Raw genomic sequence first — 22505 nt, forward strand, 5'->3', positions numbered from 1 at the left:
CGTGATGCGTTACATGCCGGGCAAGCGCCAACATGGCGCAGGCGCTGCACCATAGCCAAAGACGGGCGGAGTGGAAAGTGTTGATGCATGACAATTTCAGTCAGGCCGCGTATCGGTGACACGCGGCCCGGGGGAGAGGCTCAGCGAGAGGCCGGGCCGAGGCGGGCCAGATGGAGAATCAGCCTGACGCCCTGAAACACTCCCAGCCCGATGAGGATGCCGGCGAGGTCCGCCAGCGCATCCAGTACTTCAGCGCCGCGATAGGGGATCGCCAGCTGCAGACATTCGATGGCGACGCCCAGCAGCAGCAGGACCGGCAGGATGATCAAGCTGGTCAAGCCCGCCAGCCGCGTAGTCAGCGCCAGCAACGCGAAGGCAGAGAAATGCTGCAGCTTGTCCCAGGGGAAGGTCTGCTCCGGATGCGGCACGCCCGGGGAGAGCGTGCCGAACAGGATCAGCAACAGACACAGCAGCGCCACGAGGGCCCAACCGCGGCGCGGGATGAGACGCTGCTCGACCGGCGTCACGCTGACGCCCCCGCTTTGCGGCCATCGCGGTGCCCGGCCTGCCATGGCGCCGGGTGCACTGCCCGGCGCCCTTCTGCTGGCAGCCCTGCTGCTTGCCACCTTCTACAGGCAGCTACAGGGGTGACAGCAGAAAAGACCATTAAGGGCATCCCCATCAACCGCGGGCAACCGGTGTCGCATTGGCGGCGTCATCCTGATGGTAGGCCGGGCTCAGCTCGTGCAGCGCATCCATCAGGGCATTGACGTTACCCGGGTCGGTGAACTGGCTGATGCCGTGACCCAGATTGAAGATATGGCCCGGCCCCTGGCCGTAGCTGTCGAGGATACGCCCGACTTCGGCACGAATGGCGGCCGGCGTACCGAACAGCGCATTCGGGTCCAGGTTGCCCTGCAGGGCCACACGGTGGCCGACACGCTCACGCGCATTGGACATCTCGGTGGTCCAGTCGAGGCCGACGGCATCACAGCCGGTGGCGGCGATGTGCTCGAGCCATTGGCCACCATTCTTGGTGAACAGGATCACCGGCACACGGTTGCCTTCGCTGTCCGGCTTGAGGCCGGCGACGATCTGCTCCATGTAGCGCAGCGAGAACTCGAGGTAGGCCGGCGTGGACAGGGTGCCGCCCCAGGTATCGAAGATCTGCACCGCCTGAGCACCCGCAGCAATCTGGGCATTCAGGTAGTCGGTAACGGCCTGCGCCAGGGTGTCGAGCAGCTGATGCATGGCTTCCGGATTGGAATACATCAGGCCCTTCACGTGACGGAAGTCCTTGCTGGAACCGCCCTCGACCATATAGGTAGCCAGTGTCCACGGGCTGCCGGAGAAACCGATCAGCGGCACGCGACCGTTCAGCTCACGGCGGATGGTGGACACGGCACGCATGACGTAGTCGAGATCACGCTCGACATTCGGCACGCTCAGCGCCGCGATTTCCTCGGCAGTCCGCACTGTCTTGCGGAATTTCGGGCCTTCGCCAGTCTCGAAGTAAAGGCCCAGCCCCATGGCATCCGGGATGGTCAGGATGTCGGAGAACAGGATGGCGGCATCCAGCGGGAAGCGCTCCAGCGGCTGCAGCGTCACCTCGCAGGCACGCGCGGTGTCCATGCACAGGTCCATGAAGCCACCGGCCTGACCACGGACTTCGCGATATTCCGGCAGATAGCGGCCAGCCTGGCGCATCATCCAGACGGGAGTACGGTCGACCGGCTGACGGGCCAGCGCGCGCAGGAAGCGATCATTCTTCAAGGTCATCGGAATCACACATCAGCTCGGGGAATGTCTCGGCATTCTATCAGAGCCTGAGAAAAATCCCGCCCATCGTGGTGATGCAACAAATACATTGGCAAATCGCCCCACCTTATAGTCCCTTTGCTGGCGTCATCCGGCCATTGTGGTGGTGGCGGCAACAACGCTTTTCCATACAGAGCGATGAGTCATCGGCCACAGACTGGTAAACTCGCCACATGACTGCATGCTGGCCGCAGGTATCTCGAGCGACTCATCGAGACATTGCCGGACTGCCGCATGCCCGCGCTTTTTCAGCCCGGCGATTGTCCGGGCGTTCGAGGTGAACAGTGACCATTCGATTCATCGCCGCCTCGCGGCTGCCAACGCCCTGGGCGACCTTCACCATGCACGGTTTCGAGGATGAGACCACCGGCAAGGACCACATCGCCCTGACCCTGGGCGACATCGATGACGGCGCGCCGGTGCTGGGCCGCGTGCATTCCGAGTGCCTGACCGGCGACGCCCTCTTCTCGATGCGCTGTGACTGCGGCTATCAGCTGCAGGAAGCGCTCAAGCGCATTGCCGCCGAAGGCCGCGGCGTGTTGCTCTATCTACGCCAGGAGGGCCGCGGTATCGGTCTGCTCAACAAGATTCGCGCCTATGAGCTGCAGGATGGCGGCGCCGATACCGTCGAGGCCAATGAGCGCCTCGGCTTCGGGGCTGACATGCGCCGCTATGATATCTGTGTGCCGATGCTGGAGCATCTCGGCGTCAGCACGCTCAAGCTGATGACCAACAACCCGCGCAAGGTCGATGCCCTGACCCGTGATGGTGTCACCATCAGTGAGCGCCAGCCGATCACCACCGGCCTGAATCCGCACAACGAGCACTATCTCTCGACCAAGGCGGGCAAGCTGGGCCACATGATGGCACTGGATGATTTCACCCAGGCAAGCGACGTAGATATCGAGCGCAGCGAGTAGCCACGCGCGGGGGGAGCCTGATTGGCTCCCCCTTCCTTTATAGGCAGATGACTGGCTGGCACAGCGAGCGTGACATGACGACGTCACCCGCCAGGAGTAGGCTGGAGTCGAACCCGCGCCGGAGACACCGCCATGCGCAAAGACTCAATGGCTGAATCATCACAGCCTTCTTCATCGCAACCTCAGTCATCACAGCCTTCGTCAACACGGCCCGCCTCGACACCTCCTCAGGCATCACCCTCTTCCAGCGCATCGCCTGCCGATGACGCAGATTCACGCGACACCTCCGCAACGCCTGCTCTCTATACCTGGCTGGAGGAATGGCTGCACAGCGCCAGCCACGGCATCGGCGCCGTCATGGGCCTCGTCGGCATGATCGTGCTGATCGTGATGGCCAGCCTCGCCGCCGAAGTCGACCCCTGGAAGATCGTCAGCGTCAGCCTCTACGGCCTGACCCTGGTGGTGCTGTATGCGGCCTCGACGCTCTATCACGGTATCCGTCACCCACGCCTGAAATATGCCTTCCAGCTGCTGGATCACTGTGCCATCTATCTACTGATCGCCGGCACCTATACGCCATTCCTGCTGGTCAATCTTCGCGGCCCGACCGGCTGGACGCTATTCGCCATCATCTGGTCGCTCGCGCTGGGCGGCATCTTCCTCAAGCTGCGCTGGCCTGAACGCTTCAGCGCCCTGCGCGTGAGCGTCTATCTGCTGATGGGCTGGTTGATCGTGTTCGCCTCACCGATGCTGGTCGAGAAGCTCTCCGAGACGGGGCTCGTCCTGCTGGTCGCCGGCGGCATCACCTATACCCTGGGCGTGATCTTCTTTCTGATGACGCGCCTGCGCTATCACCACGCCATATGGCACCTGTTCGTGCTTGGTGGCAGTACCTGCCACTTCTTTGCCATCTATACCGCAGTGCTGCCGTATTCCGTGTGACGTAGTCGGGGGCCGCCACGCTGGCCAGCGCTCTTGAGCACATCGGCTTGAAAGCACAGGTTTGAGAACACGGCACTGAGAACACGGGCAAGCCACCTCAAAAAAGCGGGGAGGGTCGTCATGACCCTCCCCGCTTTTTTTCGCGATTTTTTGACCCTTCAAGACTCATCCCTCACAGCACTGTTTCCTTGAGGCGCTATTTTCTTGAAGAGCTATTTCCCTGTGGCGCTATCTTCCTGAGGAACGAAGACCGGCAAGCGATACCGGGTTCCGCGCCCGACACCGTAACTTTCCAGTACCTGCTTGGCGGTCAGATCGGCGAGATCGCGGGCGGCGGTAGGGTCGGAGGTATCAACCAGGGCTCGGTATTCGGCGCGACCCACGCCCTCTTCGTCATCTCGCTCCAACAATGTCAGTACCAGCTCGCGCTGGCGGGCATTCAGCGGCGTACGCGCGTGCTCCAGCCACAGACGCTCGGCGCGCTGGACGCGCTGGTAATGGAAGGCCGTCCGACGACCGGCGTCGCGCAGGCGCAAAAGCCACCACTCGGCCCAGACATTCATGTCACCGGGCGCTGCATCCTCCACCTCACCATTGAGCGCGCGGTCCAGCTGCGGCGGCAGCTGATGGCCGCTGGCAGAGGTCTGAGGCTTGCCGAGATAACGCTGCTCCAGCTCGCGCAATTCATCCTGATGCTCGATCACCACCGAGAACAGCGCCTGGCGGCGCCAGCAGAGTTGCTCCAGCGCTTCCGGCTCCCAGCGCTCGGCGACCTTGCCGACAAACTCGCCCTGCTGCTGCAACGCGGCCAGGGCATCGATTCGTGTCAGCCAACGCATCAGCAGCAAGCGCCCGATCAAGCCGTTGCCCAAGGCCAGCGGTGCGAGCGCCTGCCAGTGCGCATGCAGCTGCAGGGCATTCAATACTCCTGAGTTATCCACATCCGGTTCTTCCGTCGCCAGACGCTGCCAGAAGACATCCAGCTCCCGGTCCAGCGCATCGGGGTTCTCCGCCGGAGCGCGATAACGCAAGCGCTTGAGACCGTAACGACCGCTGACCGCTTCGTAGCGCGCCTCGCGCCATGTACCGAGTGGCTGACCACTACTACGCGGCAGGAAAGGCCCCAGACGCCGATGCCACTCGAGCACCTGTTGGCGGGTCAGCGGCTGAAATGCCGTGCGCACGACTTCCAGCGTCACATCCACGAAGACTTCGACACCAGGCGCCGGTCCGCGCGGTGACTCCTGATGGCCGGACTCCAGCCCCAGCGCCTGATACAGCGCATCACGCAACGCCGCCCGCCCGAGCACCACACCGGACAGCTGGGCACTGGCTTCCATCTCTTCGCTGAGGAGCGTCGCCTCGAGACGCAGGCGTTGTCGGGGATAGAGATTCTGCCCCTGAGCGACCAGCGGCGACATCACCGCCTGGGTCGCCGCCAACTGCCCCATCAAGGGCATGACCTCCAACCGACCTCGTGGCCAGTCAGGCTGCTGCCAGATCCACATAAGTTGTTACTCCCATTGAGGTTTTCATCAACATCCTATCAAAAAGATCCGCAATAAACCATATATCGAATCAATAAATGATTCGAAAAATAGACAATATACGATCACTGATCTCGAATTGATCGATTGCATGTCATGAAAATCTAATAAACCTCTCAACCCCATGATTTTCATCGGATATGTCGCCGCTCATATCGCATGAGTGCTGCCTAATCCCTCATAACGATCAATAGTTGACCATCATGACGAAATAGGCCAATCATCGAATCATTAATAGATACGAAAAAGAATAAACAGCGCATCATTCAGCGCCTGATGGCTGAAACCCATCCTCGATCGATGGCTTGCCTCGCGCCGCCCTGGCGCACCGCACTGTCTCGAACTGACCTGACTCGAACTGACTGCCTCGAGCCGACCTGAGTCAGCCGTCACCAGACAGCCAGGGGTGCCCCCGGGCGGCTGACGTCGCTGAACGCGCAAGGCGACCTCTCAACCTCGCCAGGCATCCTGCAAGCGCCTCCAAGGCCCAGAAACGCAAAAGGCGCCACCCTGATATCAGGATGGCGCCTCGTAGCGTGTACTCGCTCTCAGAGCGCTCTCATGGCTTCATTGCAGGACATGCAGGACAGATCAGCCCGTCAGCTTGGCCTGTGGCGGCGTTCCATGACGGCTTTCGACATCAGTTCTGGCAACAGGGCTCAGTGCTGCTGACGCTCCTCGGCGGCCTGTTGCTCTCGCTGACGGGCCCGCTCGCAGGCCGGACGCGCCCGCACCTCTTCGCCCCACTGCTCAAGCACGGCCGGCAGAGGTTGCCCGGCCATCTGCGCCCAGCTGAGGGTCTGGGCGAGGAAGATATCGGCGACACTGAATTCATCGGCCACCAGCCAACCCTGACCACCGAAGCGGCGCTGAAGTGCCTTGAGAGCACGCTGGAATTCCCATTGGGCTGTCTGCTTGATGGCATCACAGCGTTGGTCCACCGGCAGCGCGAAGGTGTGCTTGGCCAATGTCCACAGCGGCTGCTCAAGCTCGGTGGTGAGGAAACTGAGCCATTGATCCATCTGTGCCTGTCCAGCCAGCGATTGTGGCAGCAGTCGCCCTTCTCGCGCTGCCAGGTAGCGGCAGATGGCGCTGGACTCGAACAGGACCAGCTCACCATCCACCAGGGCTGGCGCCTTGCCATCGGGATGAATGGCCAGGTATTCAGGGCTGTACCCCTCACCGGCCTTCAGATCCAGACCATGAATCCGGTATTCGAGTCCCAGTTCCTCGAGTGTCCAGGCGACCCGCAGCGAGCGGGAATTCGGGTAGCTGTAGAGAGTCAACATGGTCGGGCGCACTCCGTGGCGTTGCGGTGGTGACTGGCGCAGGTGACGGCTTTCGCGCCGGCCAGGCCCTGGCTGCTTGAGCATAGGGCTTGATGGTCATCCAGCATGGGCGGGAAGTCGCGGAGATTCCATGCATCCTTCGCCGTCTCGGCGCAGGCAGTCACGCAACGAAAAACGCCTGTGGACAACTCGAACGCTCGAGTCATCCACAGGCGTTTCGGTATTGCATGCCACCAGGATCAGCTGGCGAGGCGAGCCTCGATACTGGCGCGAATGCCGGCGGCATCCAGACCGCAATCACGCAGCAGCTCGACCGGCTTGCCATGCTCGACGAAGCCATCCGGCAGCCCCAGCAGCAGCATGGGCTGGGCCAGTCCCGCGTTCAGGTAGAGCTCGGCCACGCCGGCTCCCGCGCCACCCGCGATGGCATTCTCTTCGACGGTCACGACCAGGTCGTGCTCCGCGGCGATCTCGAGCAATGCCTCACGGTCCAGCGGCTTGATGGAGCGCAGGTTGAAGTGGGTCGCGTCCAGCGCCTCGGCGACCTCGGCCACCGGCGTATTCATGCTGCCCACGGCGACGATGGCGACACGCACCTCGGGGCTGCCACTGATACGACGACGGTATTCCCCCTGGCCGATGGCCATTGGCGTCAGGTCGGCATCGGTGGCCACCCCCGGCCCGGTACCGCGCGGATAGCGCACCGCGGCCGGCCCGGGATGCGCCAGTGCCGCGCTCAGCATGCCACGGCACTCAGCTTCATCGGCCGGCGCCATCAGCACCAGCTCCGGCACACAGCGCAGGAAGGACATGTCCAGGCTGCCGTGATGCGTCGGGCCGTCCTCGCCGACCAGACCGGCACGATCGATGGCAAAGGTCACGTCCAGTTTCTGCACCGCAACATCGTGGATCAGCTGATCATAGCCACGCTGCAGGAAGGTGGAATAGATCGCCACCACCGGCTTCATGCCCTCACAGGCCATGCCCGCTGCCACTGTCACCGCGTGCTGCTCCGCGATGGCGACATCGTAGTAGCGATCAGGATATTCCTTCGAGAAACGTACCAGATCCGAGCCTTCCCGCATGGCCGGCGTGATGCCGATGACGCGCGCATCAGCGCTAGCGGCATCACACAGCCAGTTGCCGAAGACACTGCAGTATTTCTGCGGCTTGGGAGCCGGCGCGTCGGTGACGGCAGGCGCCTGCTCGGCTGCCTGGGGCGCGGCCTTCTCGAGCTTGGTGATGGCGTGATAGCCGATCGGGTCACGCTCCGCCGGCAGGAAGCCCTTGCCCTTGCGCGTCACCACATGCAGGAACTGCGGGCCATCCAGATCACGCATGTTGCGCAACGTCTGCACCAGCGCCGGCAGGTCATGGCCGTCGATGGGGCCGATGTAGTTGAAACCCATCTCCTCGAACAGTGTCGCCGGGCTGATGAAGCCCTTCATGTGCTCTTCGGTACGCTTGGCAAGCTCCAGCGCGCCCGGCAAGGGCGACAGCAGTCGCTTGCCGTTGGCACGCATCTGGGTATACGGCTTGCTGGCCAGAATACGTGCCAGGTAACTTGCCAGGCCGCCGACATTCTCGGAGATCGACATCTCGTTGTCGTTGAGCACGACCAGCATATTGGCCTTCACGTGCCCGGCATGCGCCAGCGCCTCGAACGCCATGCCAGCCGTCAGGGCACCATCGCCGATCACCGCACAGGCACGCCGTGACTCACCCGCCGTGCGGGCGCCGAGCGCCATGCCCAGCGCCGCACTGATCGAGGTGCTGGAATGGCCCACCCCGAAGGTGTCGAACTCGCTCTCGGCACGCTTGGGGAAGGCAGACAGGCCATTGTACTGGCGCATGCTGTACATGGCTTCACGACGGCCGGTCAGAATCTTGTGCGGATAGGCCTGATGACCCACGTCCCACACCAGACGGTCATGGGGCGTTTCCAGCGCATGATGGAGCGCCACGGTCAGCTCGACCACACCGAGCCCGGCACCGAAGTGCCCGCCGGTACAGCCGACGCTGTACAACAGGTAGGCGCGCAGTTCGTCAGCCAATTGGCGCAGCTGTGCCGCGCTCATGGCGCGCAGCGCTTGAGGTGTCTCGACCGCATCGAGCAGTGGCGTCGCGGGGCGCGCCTGAGGTATCTCGTCAAACAGCTTCATAGGCGTCAGGAATCAGTGGTCTCGCTCGATCATGTAGCGCGCCAGCACCGCGAGTGGCTCTGCGGCCTCTCCCAACGGTGCCAGGGCATCCAGGGCCTCTTGCAGTAGCTGACCTGCTCGCTCTTGAGCACCTTCGAGTCCAAGCAGCGAGGGATAGGTCGGCTTGTCGCGCGCAGCGTCAGCACCGGCCGTCTTGCCAAGCGTTGCGGTGTCGCCCGTCACGTCCAGAATGTCATCCTGGATCTGGAAGGCCAGGCCGATAGCCGAAGCGTAGCGCTCCAGGGCAGCAAGACGCGAATCCTGCTCGTCGACTGCCACCAATCCGCCCAGACGGACCGCGGCGCGAATCAGTGCGCCGGTCTTGTAGGCATGCATGCGTGACAGCGCCTCTACCTCGCGGAACTGCCCGACCGCCTCGAGATCCAGCGCCTGACCGGCCACCATGCCGCGCCGCCCGGAGGCCTCGGCCAGGGTACGCACCAGGGCAGGGGTGCGTACATGGCCGGTCGTCGCCATCACTTCGAAGGAGAGCGTCAACAGGGCATCGCCCGCGAGAATGGCAGTCGCCTCATCAAAGGCGCGATGCACGGTGGGACGGCCACGCCGCAGATCGTCATCGTCCATGGCCGGCAGGTCATCATGGACCAGCGAATAGGCATGCACCAATTCGAGCGCTGCTGCCGCCGCGTCCAGCGCAGCGCTGTCAGCAGCCTCTTCATCGCAACCCAGGGCACGCCCCACCGCATACAGCAGCACGGGGCGCAGACGCTTGCCGCCACCCAGCACGCTGTAGCGCATGGCGTCCTCGAGACGCTCACTCACCGCCGCACTGCCGGGTGTCAACAACGCCTCAAGCACGGCCTCACTGCGGGCCTGTCCAGAGCGGATCAGCTCGCTGGCCTGCGATGCAGTCGGCGTGACTTGCGTATTCAATCCACCTGACATCACCAGTCCTTCTCCTCGTCCGCGTCACCCGCCATGCTGCCTGCGGCATCGGGCGCCGTAAACGCCGTGGGCGTCAGCGCTCCCTCCGGGCCTTCCACCAATGCCTGCAGGCGCAACTCGGCGCTGTCTAGCCGCTGCTGCGCCTCGCGCGCCAGACTCACGCCCTCTTCAAAAGCGCCCAGTGACGCTTCCAGCGACATGTCGCCAGCCTCGAGCCGCGTCACCAACCCTTCAAGACGGGCCAGGGTGGCGGCGAAATCCTGTGGCACTTCCTTTTCGGCCATGGGTGCTCTCGCTCATCCGACCGGGCGGGCCCGGTGTCTCTGTGTGGAGCGCCAGTATAACCCGAAGGGCTTCACGACGCTGCCCACCCCCTGCGCGTGCAGCAAGAGTCACATCAAACGGCTGTGCTGTGAATTTTTCATGCCCGGCACGCGGACATTTCATCCGGAGGCCCCGTCGGCTGTGATATTCTTTGCTCCCCTGTTGACAGCACGCCCCGCTGTTTCTCTGGCATTTTCTTGAGGTGTGACACGCCAGCAGGTCATGAAAAAGACCAAACGAACAGAAACGCCGGCATGACCGGCGAGAGGGTTGATCCGACAATGGCCAAGACGTCCCTGGACAAGAGCAAGATCAAGATTCTATTGCTCGAGGGTGTCCACCAATCCGCCGTGGATAATTTCCTCAACGCGGGTTACACCAACATCGAACTGCTTCAGACCTCGCTGGCCGAGGAAGAACTGATCGAGAAGATCCGCGATGTGCACTTCATCGGCATTCGTTCCCGCACTCAGCTCAACGAGCGCGTGATCTCCGCTGCCGAGAAGCTCACCGCCATCGGCTGCTTCTGCATCGGCACCAACCAGGTTGACCTGGAAGCCGCACTGAAGCGCGGTATCCCCGTGTTCAACGCGCCCTACTCCAACACTCGCTCGGTCGCCGAGCTGGTTCTGGCCGAAGCCATCATGCTGATGCGCGGCGTACCGGAGAAGAGCGCCAAGGCACATCGTGGCCAGTGGATGAAATCCGCCAAGAACAGCCATGAAGTCCGCGGCAAGACGCTGGGCATCGTGGGCTACGGCAGCATCGGCTCCCAGCTGTCCGTGCTCAGCGAATCCCTGGGCCTGGACGTCATCTACTACGATGCCGTCACCAAGCTCGGGATGGGCAATGCCCGTCAGGTGGCAAGCCTGGAAGAGCTGCTGGCACGCGCTGACATCGTCACGCTGCATGTGCCGGAAATCCCCTCCACCAAGTGGATGATGGGCAAGCAGCAATTCGCGCTGATGAAGCAGAACAGCGTCTTCATCAATGCGGCACGCGGCACCACCGTCGTCATCGAAGACCTGGCCGAAGCCCTCTCCAGCGGCAAGCTGCTGGGCGCCGCCATCGATGTCTTCCCGGTAGAGCCGAAAGGCAACGGCGAAGAGTTCGTGTCTCCGCTGCGCGAGTTTGACAATGTCATCCTGACGCCGCACGTCGGTGGCTCCACCATGGAAGCCCAGGAGAACATCGGTGTTGAAGTCGCCGAGAAGCTGGTGACCTACTCCGACAACGGCACCACCATCGGCTCGGTCAACTTCCCGGAAGTCGCCCTGCCGGCGCACCCGGAAAAGCATCGTCTGCTGCATATCCACGACAACGTTCCGGGCGTGCTGTCACGCATCAACCAGGTGCTGTCCGAGGAAGGTATCAACATCTCTGGCCAGTACCTGCAGACCAACAACACGGTCGGCTATGTGGTCATCGATGTCGACAAGGCCTACGGCAAGAAAGCGCTCGAAGCGCTCAAGACCGTCGACCATACCCTGCGTATCCGGACTCTCTACTCGGAAGCTGATTTCGAGAACTGAGTCCGTGCTCTGCTTCATGGCCGTGGAGCAGAGGGCAGGCAAATGAAAACGCCGCAGCCAGAAATGGCTGCGGCGTTTTTTCGTTGCGGATTATCAGGCGCGTTGGCTCTTCGCGTGTCTTGCTTCCCACTCCCCTCCTTCATGCCTCTGCCATCCATCAGCCGACTTCCCATACTCTGACACTGCCGACCAGGACCAAGGGTGTGTTTCACGTGGAACATCTTTATTCCTCGCAAAACACCTTTTGAATCAAATAGATGAAAAAAGCGCCCGATTGAAAATTTTCTCTCACCGCTCTGACAATGGCGTACCAGCGACGGCCCAGTTTTCCGGCTCCACTTCCTGCAGCACCACCCAGACGGACTGCTCACGCACGCCCAGCACGCGAGCCGTCTCGCGCGTCAACGCCTCCACCAGCTCTCGCTTCTGTTCCTGTGTCTTGCCAGTCAGAAATTCCGCACGAATCATCGGCATGGTTGTCTCTCCTTGTTATTCATGTCTCTTTTTCAGCGTGCCTGGCCAGCCTCGGCTCGCGATTGCCATAGTCGCCTTATGGCGCTGCGGCCTATGTTCCACGTGAAACATCAACCAGCAGCAATAAGCGCAGCCCAGCGGTGTCACTCTGCGGCATAGGCTGGTAAAGAAATTGGCTGCTTTACGATAAAGCAGCCAATCCTCACCACACACCATCCAGGAATTGCTTTTATATCAGCCTGTTGGCGAGCTTGAGCCAGATATCTCAAGCATCATGTTCCACGTGAAACACTGCTTAGACGTAGCAGGTATCGCCCAGCAGCACTTCCTCGACGCGACCCTTCAACAGCATGCCAAGCAGTGGTGTGTTATGGCCGGCACTGACCAGCGTCTCGCTTGAGACATGCCATTCCTGCTCCATATCGATCACCGCCAGATCACAGTACTCACCCACTTTCAGCATGCCGCCCTTGAGCCCGAAGCGTCTGGCACTGAACGTCAATGTCTCGATCAGGCGAGGCAGGCTGAGCAGCTCGGCCTTCACCAGCGCCAGCCCCAGCGGCAGCATGGTTTCCAGGCTGGTCATGCCGGGCTCGGATACTGCGAAGGGTGCGCTCTTGGCAGCGGCTTCATGGGGCAGATGATCACTGACGATGGCATCGATGGTGCCATCGATCACACCGGCCCGCAGCGCATCCCGGTCTGCCGCGCTACGCAGTGGCGGCTCCAGATGGAAGTTGGCATTGAAGCCTTCCAGTTGCTCATCGGTCCAGTGCAATTGCGCCATCGACACATCCGCACTGATATCCAGCCCTCTGGCCTTGGCATCACGTACCAGCTCGACGGCCCGTGCGCTGGAGAGCAGCGACACATGCGCCCGCACGCCGGTCTGCTCGATCAACAGCAGCCACTGGGTCAGAGCGACCGTTTCGGCAGATTCCGGGATGCCGGCCAGCCCGAGACGCGAGGCTATGGCGCCCTCATGGGCGCAGCCCTGCCCGGCCAAGGCGGCCTCCTGGGCCTGGAACACGACGGTGATATCAAAGGTCCGCGCGTATTCCAGACAACGCCGCAGTACACCGAGATCGCGTATCGGCTGGCGCAGGTTGGTCAGTGCCACACAGCCTGCGGATTTGAGCGCGGCCATATTGGCAAGCAGCTCACCTTCCAGCCCCTGCGTCAGCGCTCCCAAGGGCGCAAGACGCACCCCCGCCACATCACGCGCGCGGTCCAGCAGCGTACGAATATGCGAGGCGCTGTCGAGCACCGGGCTGGTGTCGGGGCGCGGCAGGATGGTCGCGTAACCACCCGCCAGAGCGGCGGCCGACTCACTGACCAGGCTGCCCTTGTAGCGCGGGCCCGGGTCGCGCAGGTGCGCGCCAAGATCGATGAAGGCCGGCGTGACCAGCTTGCCCGCCAGCTCATCACGCTGCTCGGCACTGAAATCCGCCGGTGCTTCGCCGATCGCGATCAGACGGCCGCCATCGAGATGCAGGTCGTACTGGCCATCGCGGCCGTTGGTCGGGTCGATCACCCGTGCATTGATCAGGCTGCGTTTCATGCGCCAGCTCCTCGTGAACGTTCACCCCTGCGCTCGGCGCGCGCCTTCATCTGTCCGGAGACCGCCATCGACAGCACCGCCATGCGCACCGCGATACCGTTGGTGACCTGATCGAGTATCAGCGAGCGCGGGCCATCCGCGACGGCGGATTCGATCTCGACACCCCGGTTGATCGGCCCCGGATGCATTACCACGGCGTCAGGATGCGCGTGTGCCAGGCTTTCGCGGGTCAGACCATAGCGACGGTAGTATTCCGATTCCGAGGGCAACAGTGCGCCATCCATGCGCTCCTTCTGCAGGCGCAGCATGATGACGACATCGACATCCTTCAGCCCTGCTGACAGCTCAGTGAAGACCTGACATCCCAGCGTCTCGACCCCGATGGGCAGCAGCGTCTGCGGCGCGACCACACGCACCTCCGCTGCGCCCAGCGTATTGAGCGCCTGAATCTGCGAGCGAGCGACGCGCGAATGCAGGATGTCACCGACGATCGCGACGCGTAGATTGGCGAACTCGCCCTTGTGACGGCGGATGGTCAACATGTCGAGCATCGCCTGAGTCGGGTGTGCATGGCGACCATCGCCGGCATTGATGATCGCCACATGCGGGGTGATCTGGCTGGCGATGAAGTGCGCCGCGCCGGAGTCGCCATGACGCACCACGAAGGCGTCCGCCTGCATGGCCTCGAGATTGACCAGGGTGTCCATCAGCGACTCGCCCTTGGCGGCCGACGAGGTCTTGATGTCCAGATTGAGCACATCCGCCGACAGACGCTTGGCGGCCAGCTCGAAGGTGGCACGCGTCCGGGTCGAGTTCTCGAAGAACAGGTTGGCCACCGTACGCCCGCGCAGCAACGGCACCTTCTTGACCTCGGCATCGCCGATGCCACGGAAGTGATCGGCGGTGTCGAGAATCTCGGTCAGCACGCTGCGCGGCAGGCCTTCGATATCCAGAAAGTGGCGCAGTCTACCCTGCTCATCCAGCTGGACCTGTGCCGGCGAGGCAGCCCGCACCTCCGCGCTGGCCTGCGAGAGATCAAACAGGTTCATGCCGTCACCTCTGTGGTATCGACCAGCGTCAGGCGCAGGTTGTCGGGGCCCTCCAGCTTGATGCGCTTGCCGGGCGCCAGCGCCAGGTTGGCTCCCAGGGCGTCCGGCTGCACCGGTAGCTCACGCCCTGGCAGCTCTACCAGGCAGGCCAGCAGCACGCGGCGCGGACGGCCGTAGTCGAACAGCTCATTGAGCGCCGCGCGCACGGTACGCCCGCTCATCAGCACATCGTCCACCAGCAGCAGATCGCGATTCTCGATATCCGGCAGCTGTGATCCCTGGCCGCCATCCGGCAGGCCCTTGTGGCCGAAGTCGTCGCGCCAGAAACCGATATCCAGTGTCGCGAGGGGCTCCTCAAGCCCCAGCCGCTTACGCAGTGCCTGGGCGACCCAGACACCGCCGGTATGAATGCCGACCGGAATCAGACGTTCACGATCGAGTTCACGGCGCTCGAACAGCAATTCGAGCTCTTCGGTCATGGCCTCGAGCAATGCCTCGACCTCTGGCAGCGTTTCATGTTCTTCGTGCATCTCAGACTCTTGCATGGATATCGCTTCCTATCTTCCCTGCCGGATGGCGGCAAACAGACAAAAAAAACCCGCTTCCGGAAAGGAAGCGGGTGGAGTATTCAGTAACCGACAAGGTCGCCCTCGCCTCGCTGGCTTGCAAACCAGCTTTCGAGAATCAGCTGAGCGGCGAGGCCGTCCACGCCATCATCGCGATAATTGCCGCGGTGGCCGCGCTCACGCGCCAAGCCCTTGGCCGCCTTGGTGGAGCCGCGCTCGTCCCACATTTCCAGCGGCTTGCCGTAGCGGCCATACAGGCGCTTGCCGAACTTGCGGGCTCGGCTGCACATCAGTGTCTCGCTGCCGTCCAGCTCGAGGGGCAGGCCGACCACGAACAGATCGGGCTGCCATTCCTCGATCAGGCGATTGACGACATTCCAGTCCGGAATGCCGTCCCGCACATGCAGCGGTACCAGAGGCGTCGCGGTGCCGAGCATCTCGGTGCCCACCGCGACACCGATACGGCGCGTGCCGAAGTCGAACGCCAGCGCCGTACGGCTGACTTTCCGCTCAGCCATGCCCGATCTCCCGCGACATCAGATTCATGTCGACGCCCAGCTTGCTGGCAGCCGCTTCGAGACGGGACTCACTGTCGGCATCGAAGAGGATGCCACTGTCGCCTTCGACGATCAGCCAGCTGTTCTCCTTCAGCTCGTTGGTGAGCTGGTCCGGCTCCCAGCCAGCGCAGCCGAGGCAGACCATGAAATCATCAGGGCCTTCGTTGCCGGCTATCGCCTTCAAGATGTCCAACGAAGTGGTCAGCGCCAGCTCGTCGGTCACCTGCAGGCTGGAATCCCACTCGCTGGCCTTGCCGCGATGCAGGATGAAGCCGCGGTCCTTGTGGACGGGGCCGCCGTAATAGACCACCTCATCGAGGCGTTCACAGCTGTCGGCAGCGATCTCGAGCTGCTCGAACAGACCGCGCATGGTCAGCTTGATCGGCTTGTTGACGATGACACCGAGGGTGCCCTTGTCATCATGATCACAGAGGTAACTGAGCGAGCCGGAAAAATTGTCATCATCGAGATGCGGCATCGCCAGCAGGAAATAGTCTCGCAGACTTTGCATGGTCCTCCCGAGGCGTCAGGGCGCGCCAGAATCGTTGCCGGGGCCGAATCGCCAGATGCGGGTGATGGTCAGCTGGCTCATCCCCTTGAGACTTTCATCAAAGGGCGCATAAGGAGCCGCGCCGTAGACCGTATCCAGAGCCGCCTGGTCGAGTTCAGCATGTCCCGAGGATTGTAACACTTCCGCGAACTCAAGCTGACCGCTGGGCAGCACGACGGCGCGAATCCGCAGCTCGCCGCTCAGATGAGCAGGCGCCGGATAGTGCTGGTTGCCGAACGTTTGCACCGTGCCGGTCCAGTCGTTGATATAGCGCGCACGGGCCGAGGCACGCGCCGCCTTGCGTGAGGCGGTGTCACCCACCACCTCACGTGACTGGCCGGAGGCCTGGATTCGCTGGACGTCCTGCTCGCTGGCCTGCTGTTCGTTGTCCGGCGTATCCGGCAGCAGTTCGGAACGCGCCACCTGCTGTGACGATGCCTGTTGGGTCGCGATGACCTCGGGGATGCGCTCCGGCAGCACCAGCGCCTGCGTAGCCGGAGCCTGGGCTTCCGCCACGGCCGGCTCGCTGGCCTCGGACGCACTCTGCTCGCCCGGCTGCGGGGGCGCCAGATTGACTGGCCCGGCCTGCACCGCTGCCTCGCGCCCGCTGCCACTGGCCTGCTGGTCCTGCTCGGCCACCACCTGCGAGTCGACGGCAGTGGCGCTGGCCTGACTGACCAGCGTCACATCGAGCATCACCGGCTTGGGCATCGGCGGCACCTCGGGCGGCGTGAGCAGGCCGCTGCCCAGTAACCACCAGCCGATGACGGCATGAACGGCCAGTGCCGCGCCCCATGCCACCACACGGCGATGCCCCCGCGTCACCGGAACATAGGTGATCGGGTCGGTGACGCCATGATTGCCTGCCCACCACTCGACGGGTGCTGCCATACCCCACTCCCTGTCCACGGAACCTCATTGGCAGCTTCGGCTTCCCTGCCGTTTACTGCGAATCCATTGCGGGTCAGCCACTGGCGCCGACCTCACCGCGATATTGCTCAGGCGGGGGGCTGCGCCGCCAGACGCGCTTCGATGGCATCCATCAACAGACCGGCGATATCAGTGCCGCGCTGGGTATCGATCTCGCGCACGCAGGTCGGGCTGGTGACGTTGATCTCGGTGATGTAGTCGCCGATCACGTCCAGGCCGACGAACATCAGACCCAATGATTTCACCACCGGCTTGACCTGCTCGATCAGCCAGTAATCGCGGTCGGTCAGCTCACGCGATTCGCCACGTCCGCCAGCCGCCAGGTTGCCGCGTGTCTCGCCGGCGCTCGGAATGCGCGCCAGACCGAACGGTACCGGTTCGCCATCCACCAGCAGAATGCGCGTATCGCCGGCACTGATTTCCGGCACATAACGCTGGGCCATGATCTGACGGGTGCCCTGCAGCGTCAGCTGCTCGATCACCGAGCCGAGATTGCGGCCATCTTCGGCGACGTGGAAGATACCACTGCCTCCCATGCCATCCAGCGGCTTGAAGATCACGTTGCCATGCTCGGCATGGAAGGCACGCAGCACCTTGGCGTTGGCCGACACGGTAGTCGGCGGGATGCACTGCGGGAACTGCTGAGCGAAGAGCTTCTCGTTGCAGGTCTGCAGCGCAGCTGTCGGATTGACCACCAGCACGCCTTCCCGCTCGGCAAAGCCCAGCAGGTGAACGGCATTCAGGAAGTGTTCGTCGACGGGCGGATCCTTGCGCATCAGGATCACGTCAAGCTCGGCCAGCGGAGTCGCGACGACCTCGCCCAGCTGATAGAAGTTGTCCGGGTCGTGGTAGACCTCCAGATCACGCATCCGGCCCATGGCGCGACCATTCTCGAGATAGAGATCTTCCTGCTCGAGATAGTGCAGCGACCAGCCACGCTGGCTGGCGGCCCACAACATGGCCAGAGTGGTGTCCTTCTTGTAGGCGACGCTGGACATCGGGTCCATCACCACGCCGATCTTGAGCTTGCGAGCAGTCATTGAGGCAACCTTGTGACGACACTGCCAGCCCGGAACGCGGCCGGCAGCGGGGATAACGGAGACTCCCGTCGCGACATGACACCATGGCGCGGGAGCGATGGGACAAGTATGCAGCAGCGCCGTGCTGCTCACCACTGGCGAAACGCCCTTGCCGGCGCACGCTGTGTTGCCGGCAGATAAACAATTCCGCCCGGGCGCCCGATGTTGGGAGATCAGCGCGGCAGGTCACCAAATCGCTGCTGCAGCAAGGTCAGCGCCACCACCGGCGCCGTCTCGGTGCGCAGGATACGCGGCCCCAGGCCGAGCACCTCACAACCGGCGGCGGCCGCTTCTGCCACCTCCTCCTGCGTGAAGCCGCCTTCCGGTCCGATCAGCAGGCTGGCGCGGGCAACGCCGCCCTCGGCCTCGGCCACGTTCAGCGCCTCGGCACCGCCCGGCTGCAGAATCAGGCGCAGCGGCTCATCACGCTCGGCCAGCCACTGCGTCATCGCCACCGGGGCATGCACGACCGGCACGACACTTCTTCCGCACTGTTCGCAGGCGCTGGCCGCCACGCCCTGCCAGTGCGCCAGCTTCTTGTCGGCGCGCTCGCCCTTGAGCTTGACGTCGCCACGCGCGGTATAGAGTGGCGTGATGGCAGCCACGCCCATCTCACAGGCCTTCTGGATGGCGTAATCCATGCGATCGCCCTTGGAGATCGCCTGTCCCAGATGCACCGCCAGCGGCGCCTCGCGGTCATTGGGCACCGCCTCGATCACCTTCACGCTGACGCCCTTGCGGGTCACCTCCTCCAGCACCACGCGCACCTCCTGCCCACGCCCATCGAACAGCTGCGCCTCACTGCCGACCTTGGCACGCAGCACCAGCCCGAGGTGGCGTGCAGGCCCCTCGGGGAGGGCGAAGGACGCCCCGGCGCTGACATTGAGATCAAGATCGGGGCAGTGCAGACGAATGGCCATGGGCGGGGTCTCGCGGACAGAGAAGCAGTGAAAGTGAGCCGCGATGAGTCAATGCAGCATCGCAGGCAAGGCGGCGGCCATTGTCGCCCAGAAACGCAGCGACGGGCCACTGGGGCCCGTCGCTGGTCGTACCTGTCATGTGGCCCATCAAGGCCGGCTCACTGATCAGTGAGCGGTCGCCTCGGCGGCGCCCTGGGCTTCACGCTGCTTGCGCTGCGCGTACATGGCCTCGAAGTTGACCGGAGCCAGCATCAGCGGAGGGAAGCTGCCACGGTTGACCAGGTTGTCGATGGCTTCACGCGCATACGGGAACAGCACGTTCGGGCAGAAGGCGCCCAGGGTGTGGTCCAGCTGCTCGGCAGACAGGCCAGCGATACGGAACAGGCCAGCCTGCTCGACTTCCGCCAGGAAGGCAGTGGTCTTGTCTTCGCCGTTGGTGACCTGAGCGGTGACCTTGATGGAAACTTCGAACAGCTCCTCACCGACCTGCTGGTGCTCGGTATCCAGCTCCAGCGCGACCTTCGGCTGGAACGGCTGGGAGAAGACCGCCGGAGAATTCGGGGCTTCGAAGGACACGTCCTTCACGTAGATGCGCTGCAGGGCAAACTGGAGCTGATCCTGAGCCTGTTCTGCGCCTGCTGCAGCCTGTGCGTTCTGTTCTTCAGCCATGAGACATATCCTTGAGGGTTCGGAGATTTATTCTTGGTTGCGAGCCGGCTTCCAGCAGGCCCGCAAACTTGCCCAGCCAGCGGAGGCAATGACAGCTGGCAGACACTCGGCGAGCGAGCCTGCGACTCAGCGAGTCACGACCGGCAGGCTGTCGGCTTCCCACTGGCCCATGCCGCCCTTGAGCTTGACGGCCTGCTTGAAGCCATCCTTCTCGAGGCGCGCTACCAGCGGTCCCGCCGTCTGGCCGTGTTTGCAGACGATGATCACCGGGCGTTCCTTGTACTTGGCCAGCGGAGTGGTCTCGCTGGTCAGCTGACTGCTGGGAACGTTGACGGCACCGGCGATATGCCCTGCCTTGAATTCCTTGCTGTCGCGGATGTCGATGAAGACACCCTCTTCGCGATTGACCAGTCGCGTGGCCTCGCTGACGCTGACGCCGTGGTTGCCACGCATGGTTTCCATGACAATGAGGGCGACCAGCAGGGCGACGAAGGCACCGACCAGCAAGGGATGATTCTGCGCGAACTGAAGCAGCTGTTCGATCATGAGACGGGCTAACTCCGCTGTGACGTGCATGCCGACGCGTACGCGGCAAAGGAAATAGACCGCTACCTGAGGTAACGGAGCCAGCATTATACATGACAGGCCCAAGCATGAATGCCGCTGCATGGCATCAAAAAGGCGTAGCCGAGCGATGCGCCGGCTGCTGTCAGCTCAGCCGGGCCGGAGCGATCCACCGATAGCGCGACCCAATCCCGGCGATACACTTGCGACACTTGCACTCGGCACCTTACCACCCCTCTAATAGAGGGCAGAACGAGCAGGTAGTTTTATCACTACATGTCGTCTCCGCCGAGGACTCTGCCTCGCGGATGCGCCACAGCATGGCCACAGGACATGACAGCTGCATGATGTGTCTCCCGCCGAGCATCATCCTGGTATCCCGGCCCCTGCTCACCCCAGATCATTCGTCATCACAGCGAGGAAGTCATGGCAGCTCAAGCACAAGGTCCGCGTCCCGTCGCCCTAATCATTCTGGACGGCTACGGTCATAGCGAAGAGGAGAAGGACAACGCCATCCTCGCCGCCGACACGCCGGTGATGGACCGCCTGCGTCGTGAATATCCCAGCGAACTGATTCACACCGATGGTGGCTTCGTCGGCCTGCCGGACGGCCAGATGGGCAACTCCGAAGTCGGCCACATGAACCTCGGTGCCGGACGCATCGTCTATCAGGACTTCACGCGCATCACCAAGGCGGTGCGTGAGAATGCCCTCAAGGACAATGAGGTCCTGACCGCGCCCATCGATGCCGCCGTCAAGGCCGGGCGTGCCGTGCACCTGATCGGCCTGCTGTCACCGGGTGGCGTCCACTCCCACGAAGACCACACCCTGGCCATGGCCGACCTGGCCGCCGAGCGGGGCGCCACGCGCATCTATATCCACGCCATCACCGATGGCCGTGACACCGCGCCCAAGAGTGCCGAGGCCTCCATCGCGCGTGCCGATGAGCACCTCGCGGGCCTGGGCCTGGAAGACGGCCGTGTCGCCACGCTGGTCGGTCGCTACTTCGCACTGGACCGCGACAACCGCTGGGACCGCGTCGAGCAGGCCTACCGCCTGATCGCCAACGGCGAGGCCGAGCATGAAGCCGCCACCGGGGTCGCCGGTCTGGCTGCCGCCTACGAGCGCGACGAGACCGATGAATTCGTCACCGCCACCCGTATCGGCGATTCCGTCGCCATGCAGGAAGGCGATGCGGCCATCTTCATGAACTTCCGCGCCGACCGTGCCCGCGAGCTGACCCGCGCCTTCGTCGAGCCGGACTTCGCAGGCTTCGAGCGCACGCCGCCCAAGCTGGCCCACGACGGCCTGGTAATGATGACCCAGTACGCCGCCGACATCCCGGCGCCGGCAGCCTTTCCGCCGACCGAGCTGCACAACACCCTGGGCGAGGTCGTGTCCGACCGTGGCCTGACCCAGCTGCGCATCGCCGAGACCGAGAAGTACGCGCACGTCACCTTCTTCTTCTCCGGTGGCCGCGAAGAGGAATACCCCGGCGAGACGCGCATCCTCGTGCCGTCCCCGCAGGACGTGAAGACCTACGACGAGAAGCCGGAAATGAGCGCCGGCGAAGTCACCGACAAGCTGGTGGAAGCCATCGAATCCGGCAGCTACGACCTCATCGTCTGCAACTACGCCAACGGCGACATGGTCGGCCACACTGGCAAGTTCGACGCCGCCGCCCAGGCCGTCGAGTTCCTCGACAAGTGCGTGGCCCGCGTGGTCGAGGCGCTGGAGAAGGTCGGTGGCGAATGCCTGATCACCGCCGACCACGGCAACGCCGAGCAGATGGTGCACCCGGAAACCGGCAATCCGCAGACTGCGCACACCACCTTCGAGGTGCCGCTGATCTACGTGACGCAGCGCGATGCCAAACTGGCCGCCGACGGGCGTCTGTGCGATCTCGCCCCGACCCTGCTGACCATGATGGGCCAGTCGGTGCCGGAAGAGATGGATGGCAAGGTGCTGGTCGATTATGCCGAGGCCTGATAGCAGGCTGCATGGCGCGCCCTTCGGTGCGTCATGCCTCTCGCCCTGCCCGAGCACATCGCTCGGGCAGGGCGACCGCCCCCGAATCTCAAAGCGCCGGAGCCGAGTCTCCGGCGTT

Annotated in this window: 22 protein-coding genes; 4 read left to right on the top strand and 18 right to left on the bottom strand. The window is 63.3% G+C overall.

Going from position 1 to position 22505, the window contains the following annotated elements:
• Positions 1-140: 140 nt before the first annotated feature.
• Both MKZ40_RS10200 and hemE read right to left on the bottom strand, forming a co-directional pair.
• Positions 141-527 (bottom strand): VanZ family protein, encoded by a 387-nt coding sequence (locus MKZ40_RS10200; protein ID WP_175088964.1) that lies wholly within the window; start codon positions 525-527, stop codon positions 141-143.
• A gap of 154 nt (positions 528-681) precedes the next feature.
• On the bottom strand, positions 682-1779 hold the full coding sequence (hemE, locus tag MKZ40_RS10205; RefSeq protein ID WP_043331592.1) for a uroporphyrinogen decarboxylase: 1098 nt from the start codon (positions 1777-1779) through the stop codon (positions 682-684).
• Positions 1780-2102: 323 nt separating this feature from the next.
• Here hemE and ribA point away from each other — a divergent pair, with 323 nt between their 5' ends.
• Positions 2103-2738: a GTP cyclohydrolase II gene (gene ribA / locus MKZ40_RS10210; protein WP_043331593.1), complete on the top strand. Its 636-nt coding sequence runs from the start codon at positions 2103-2105 to the stop codon at positions 2736-2738.
• A 132-nt stretch (positions 2739-2870) separates the two neighbouring features.
• A complete protein-coding gene (locus MKZ40_RS10215; protein ID WP_254627024.1) occupies positions 2871-3680 on the top strand; it encodes a hemolysin III family protein in 810 nt (269 codons plus the stop codon).
• Positions 3681-3892: 212 nt separating this feature from the next.
• Here the strand turns inward: MKZ40_RS10215 and MKZ40_RS10220 are convergent, their stop codons facing one another.
• The 5 genes from MKZ40_RS10220 to xseB form a co-directional block, all read right to left on the bottom strand.
• Positions 3893-5188: a DUF4172 domain-containing protein gene (locus MKZ40_RS10220; RefSeq protein ID WP_282627856.1), complete on the bottom strand. Its 1296-nt coding sequence runs from the start codon at positions 5186-5188 to the stop codon at positions 3893-3895.
• Between the two features lie 698 nt (positions 5189-5886).
• Positions 5887-6516, bottom strand: coding sequence for a glutathione S-transferase family protein (locus MKZ40_RS10225; protein WP_175088962.1), 630 nt, complete (start codon positions 6514-6516; stop codon positions 5887-5889).
• Between the two features lie 239 nt (positions 6517-6755).
• A complete protein-coding gene (dxs, locus tag MKZ40_RS10230) occupies positions 6756-8678 on the bottom strand; it encodes a 1-deoxy-D-xylulose-5-phosphate synthase (RefSeq protein WP_175088961.1) in 1923 nt (640 codons plus the stop codon).
• Positions 8679-8690: 12 nt separating this feature from the next.
• Positions 8691-9623 (bottom strand): farnesyl diphosphate synthase, encoded by a 933-nt coding sequence (locus MKZ40_RS10235; RefSeq protein WP_175088960.1) that lies wholly within the window; start codon positions 9621-9623, stop codon positions 8691-8693.
• Positions 9623-9907 (bottom strand): exodeoxyribonuclease VII small subunit, encoded by a 285-nt coding sequence (gene xseB, locus MKZ40_RS10240; protein WP_175088959.1) that lies wholly within the window; start codon positions 9905-9907, stop codon positions 9623-9625. Before xseB ends, MKZ40_RS10235 begins: the two co-directional genes overlap by 1 nt.
• Positions 9908-10228: 321 nt before the next feature.
• Between xseB and serA the strand changes: the two genes are divergently transcribed.
• The gene (serA, locus tag MKZ40_RS10245; RefSeq protein WP_043331602.1) at positions 10229-11479 is read left to right on the top strand and encodes a phosphoglycerate dehydrogenase; all 1251 of its coding nucleotides are present in this window, start codon (positions 10229-10231) and stop codon (positions 11477-11479) included.
• A 288-nt stretch (positions 11480-11767) separates the two neighbouring features.
• Here the strand turns inward: serA and MKZ40_RS10250 are convergent, their stop codons facing one another.
• The 11 genes from MKZ40_RS10250 to MKZ40_RS10300 form a co-directional block, all read right to left on the bottom strand.
• A complete protein-coding gene (locus tag MKZ40_RS10250; protein ID WP_043331603.1) occupies positions 11768-11953 on the bottom strand; it encodes a tautomerase family protein in 186 nt (61 codons plus the stop codon).
• A gap of 295 nt (positions 11954-12248) precedes the next feature.
• On the bottom strand, positions 12249-13514 hold the full coding sequence (locus tag MKZ40_RS10255; RefSeq protein WP_175088958.1) for a dihydroorotase: 1266 nt from the start codon (positions 13512-13514) through the stop codon (positions 12249-12251).
• Positions 13511-14563 (bottom strand): aspartate carbamoyltransferase catalytic subunit, encoded by a 1053-nt coding sequence (locus MKZ40_RS10260; RefSeq protein ID WP_175088957.1) that lies wholly within the window; start codon positions 14561-14563, stop codon positions 13511-13513. The genes MKZ40_RS10255 and MKZ40_RS10260 overlap by 4 nt, the downstream gene beginning before the upstream one ends.
• On the bottom strand, positions 14560-15108 hold the full coding sequence (gene pyrR / locus MKZ40_RS10265) for a bifunctional pyr operon transcriptional regulator/uracil phosphoribosyltransferase PyrR (RefSeq protein WP_282627857.1): 549 nt from the start codon (positions 15106-15108) through the stop codon (positions 14560-14562). Before pyrR ends, MKZ40_RS10260 begins: the two co-directional genes overlap by 4 nt.
• A gap of 83 nt (positions 15109-15191) precedes the next feature.
• Positions 15192-15647, bottom strand: coding sequence for a Holliday junction resolvase RuvX (ruvX, locus tag MKZ40_RS10270; protein WP_175088955.1), 456 nt, complete (start codon positions 15645-15647; stop codon positions 15192-15194).
• Complete coding sequence (locus MKZ40_RS10275) at positions 15640-16197, bottom strand: YqgE/AlgH family protein (RefSeq protein ID WP_043331610.1); 558 nt, start codon at positions 16195-16197, stop codon at positions 15640-15642. Before MKZ40_RS10275 ends, ruvX begins: the two co-directional genes overlap by 8 nt.
• Before the next feature lie 15 nt (positions 16198-16212).
• Complete coding sequence (locus tag MKZ40_RS10280) at positions 16213-17127, bottom strand: TonB family protein (RefSeq protein ID WP_175088954.1); 915 nt, start codon at positions 17125-17127, stop codon at positions 16213-16215.
• Positions 17128-17234: 107 nt separating this feature from the next.
• Complete coding sequence (gshB, locus tag MKZ40_RS10285) at positions 17235-18206, bottom strand: glutathione synthase (protein ID WP_175088953.1); 972 nt, start codon at positions 18204-18206, stop codon at positions 17235-17237.
• Positions 18207-18418: 212 nt separating this feature from the next.
• Positions 18419-19165, bottom strand: a complete 747-nt coding sequence (locus tag MKZ40_RS10290) for a 16S rRNA (uracil(1498)-N(3))-methyltransferase (RefSeq protein ID WP_175088952.1) — start codon at positions 19163-19165, stop codon at positions 18419-18421.
• Between the two features lie 165 nt (positions 19166-19330).
• Positions 19331-19834 carry a protein-export chaperone SecB gene (gene secB / locus MKZ40_RS10295; protein WP_043331620.1) on the bottom strand — a complete coding sequence of 168 codons (504 nt, stop codon included), beginning with the start codon at positions 19832-19834 and terminating at the stop codon, positions 19331-19333.
• A 126-nt stretch (positions 19835-19960) separates the two neighbouring features.
• Positions 19961-20380 (bottom strand): rhodanese-like domain-containing protein, encoded by a 420-nt coding sequence (locus tag MKZ40_RS10300; RefSeq protein ID WP_043331622.1) that lies wholly within the window; start codon positions 20378-20380, stop codon positions 19961-19963.
• 444 nt (positions 20381-20824) lie between these two features.
• Between MKZ40_RS10300 and gpmI the strand changes: the two genes are divergently transcribed.
• A complete protein-coding gene (gene gpmI / locus MKZ40_RS10305; RefSeq protein ID WP_175088951.1) occupies positions 20825-22387 on the top strand; it encodes a 2,3-bisphosphoglycerate-independent phosphoglycerate mutase in 1563 nt (520 codons plus the stop codon).
• Positions 22388-22505 lie beyond the last annotated feature (118 nt).

Origin of the sequence: Cobetia sp. BMC6, from assembly GCF_029991385.1 — a bacterium.
GTDB lineage: Bacteria > Pseudomonadota > Gammaproteobacteria > Pseudomonadales > Halomonadaceae > Cobetia.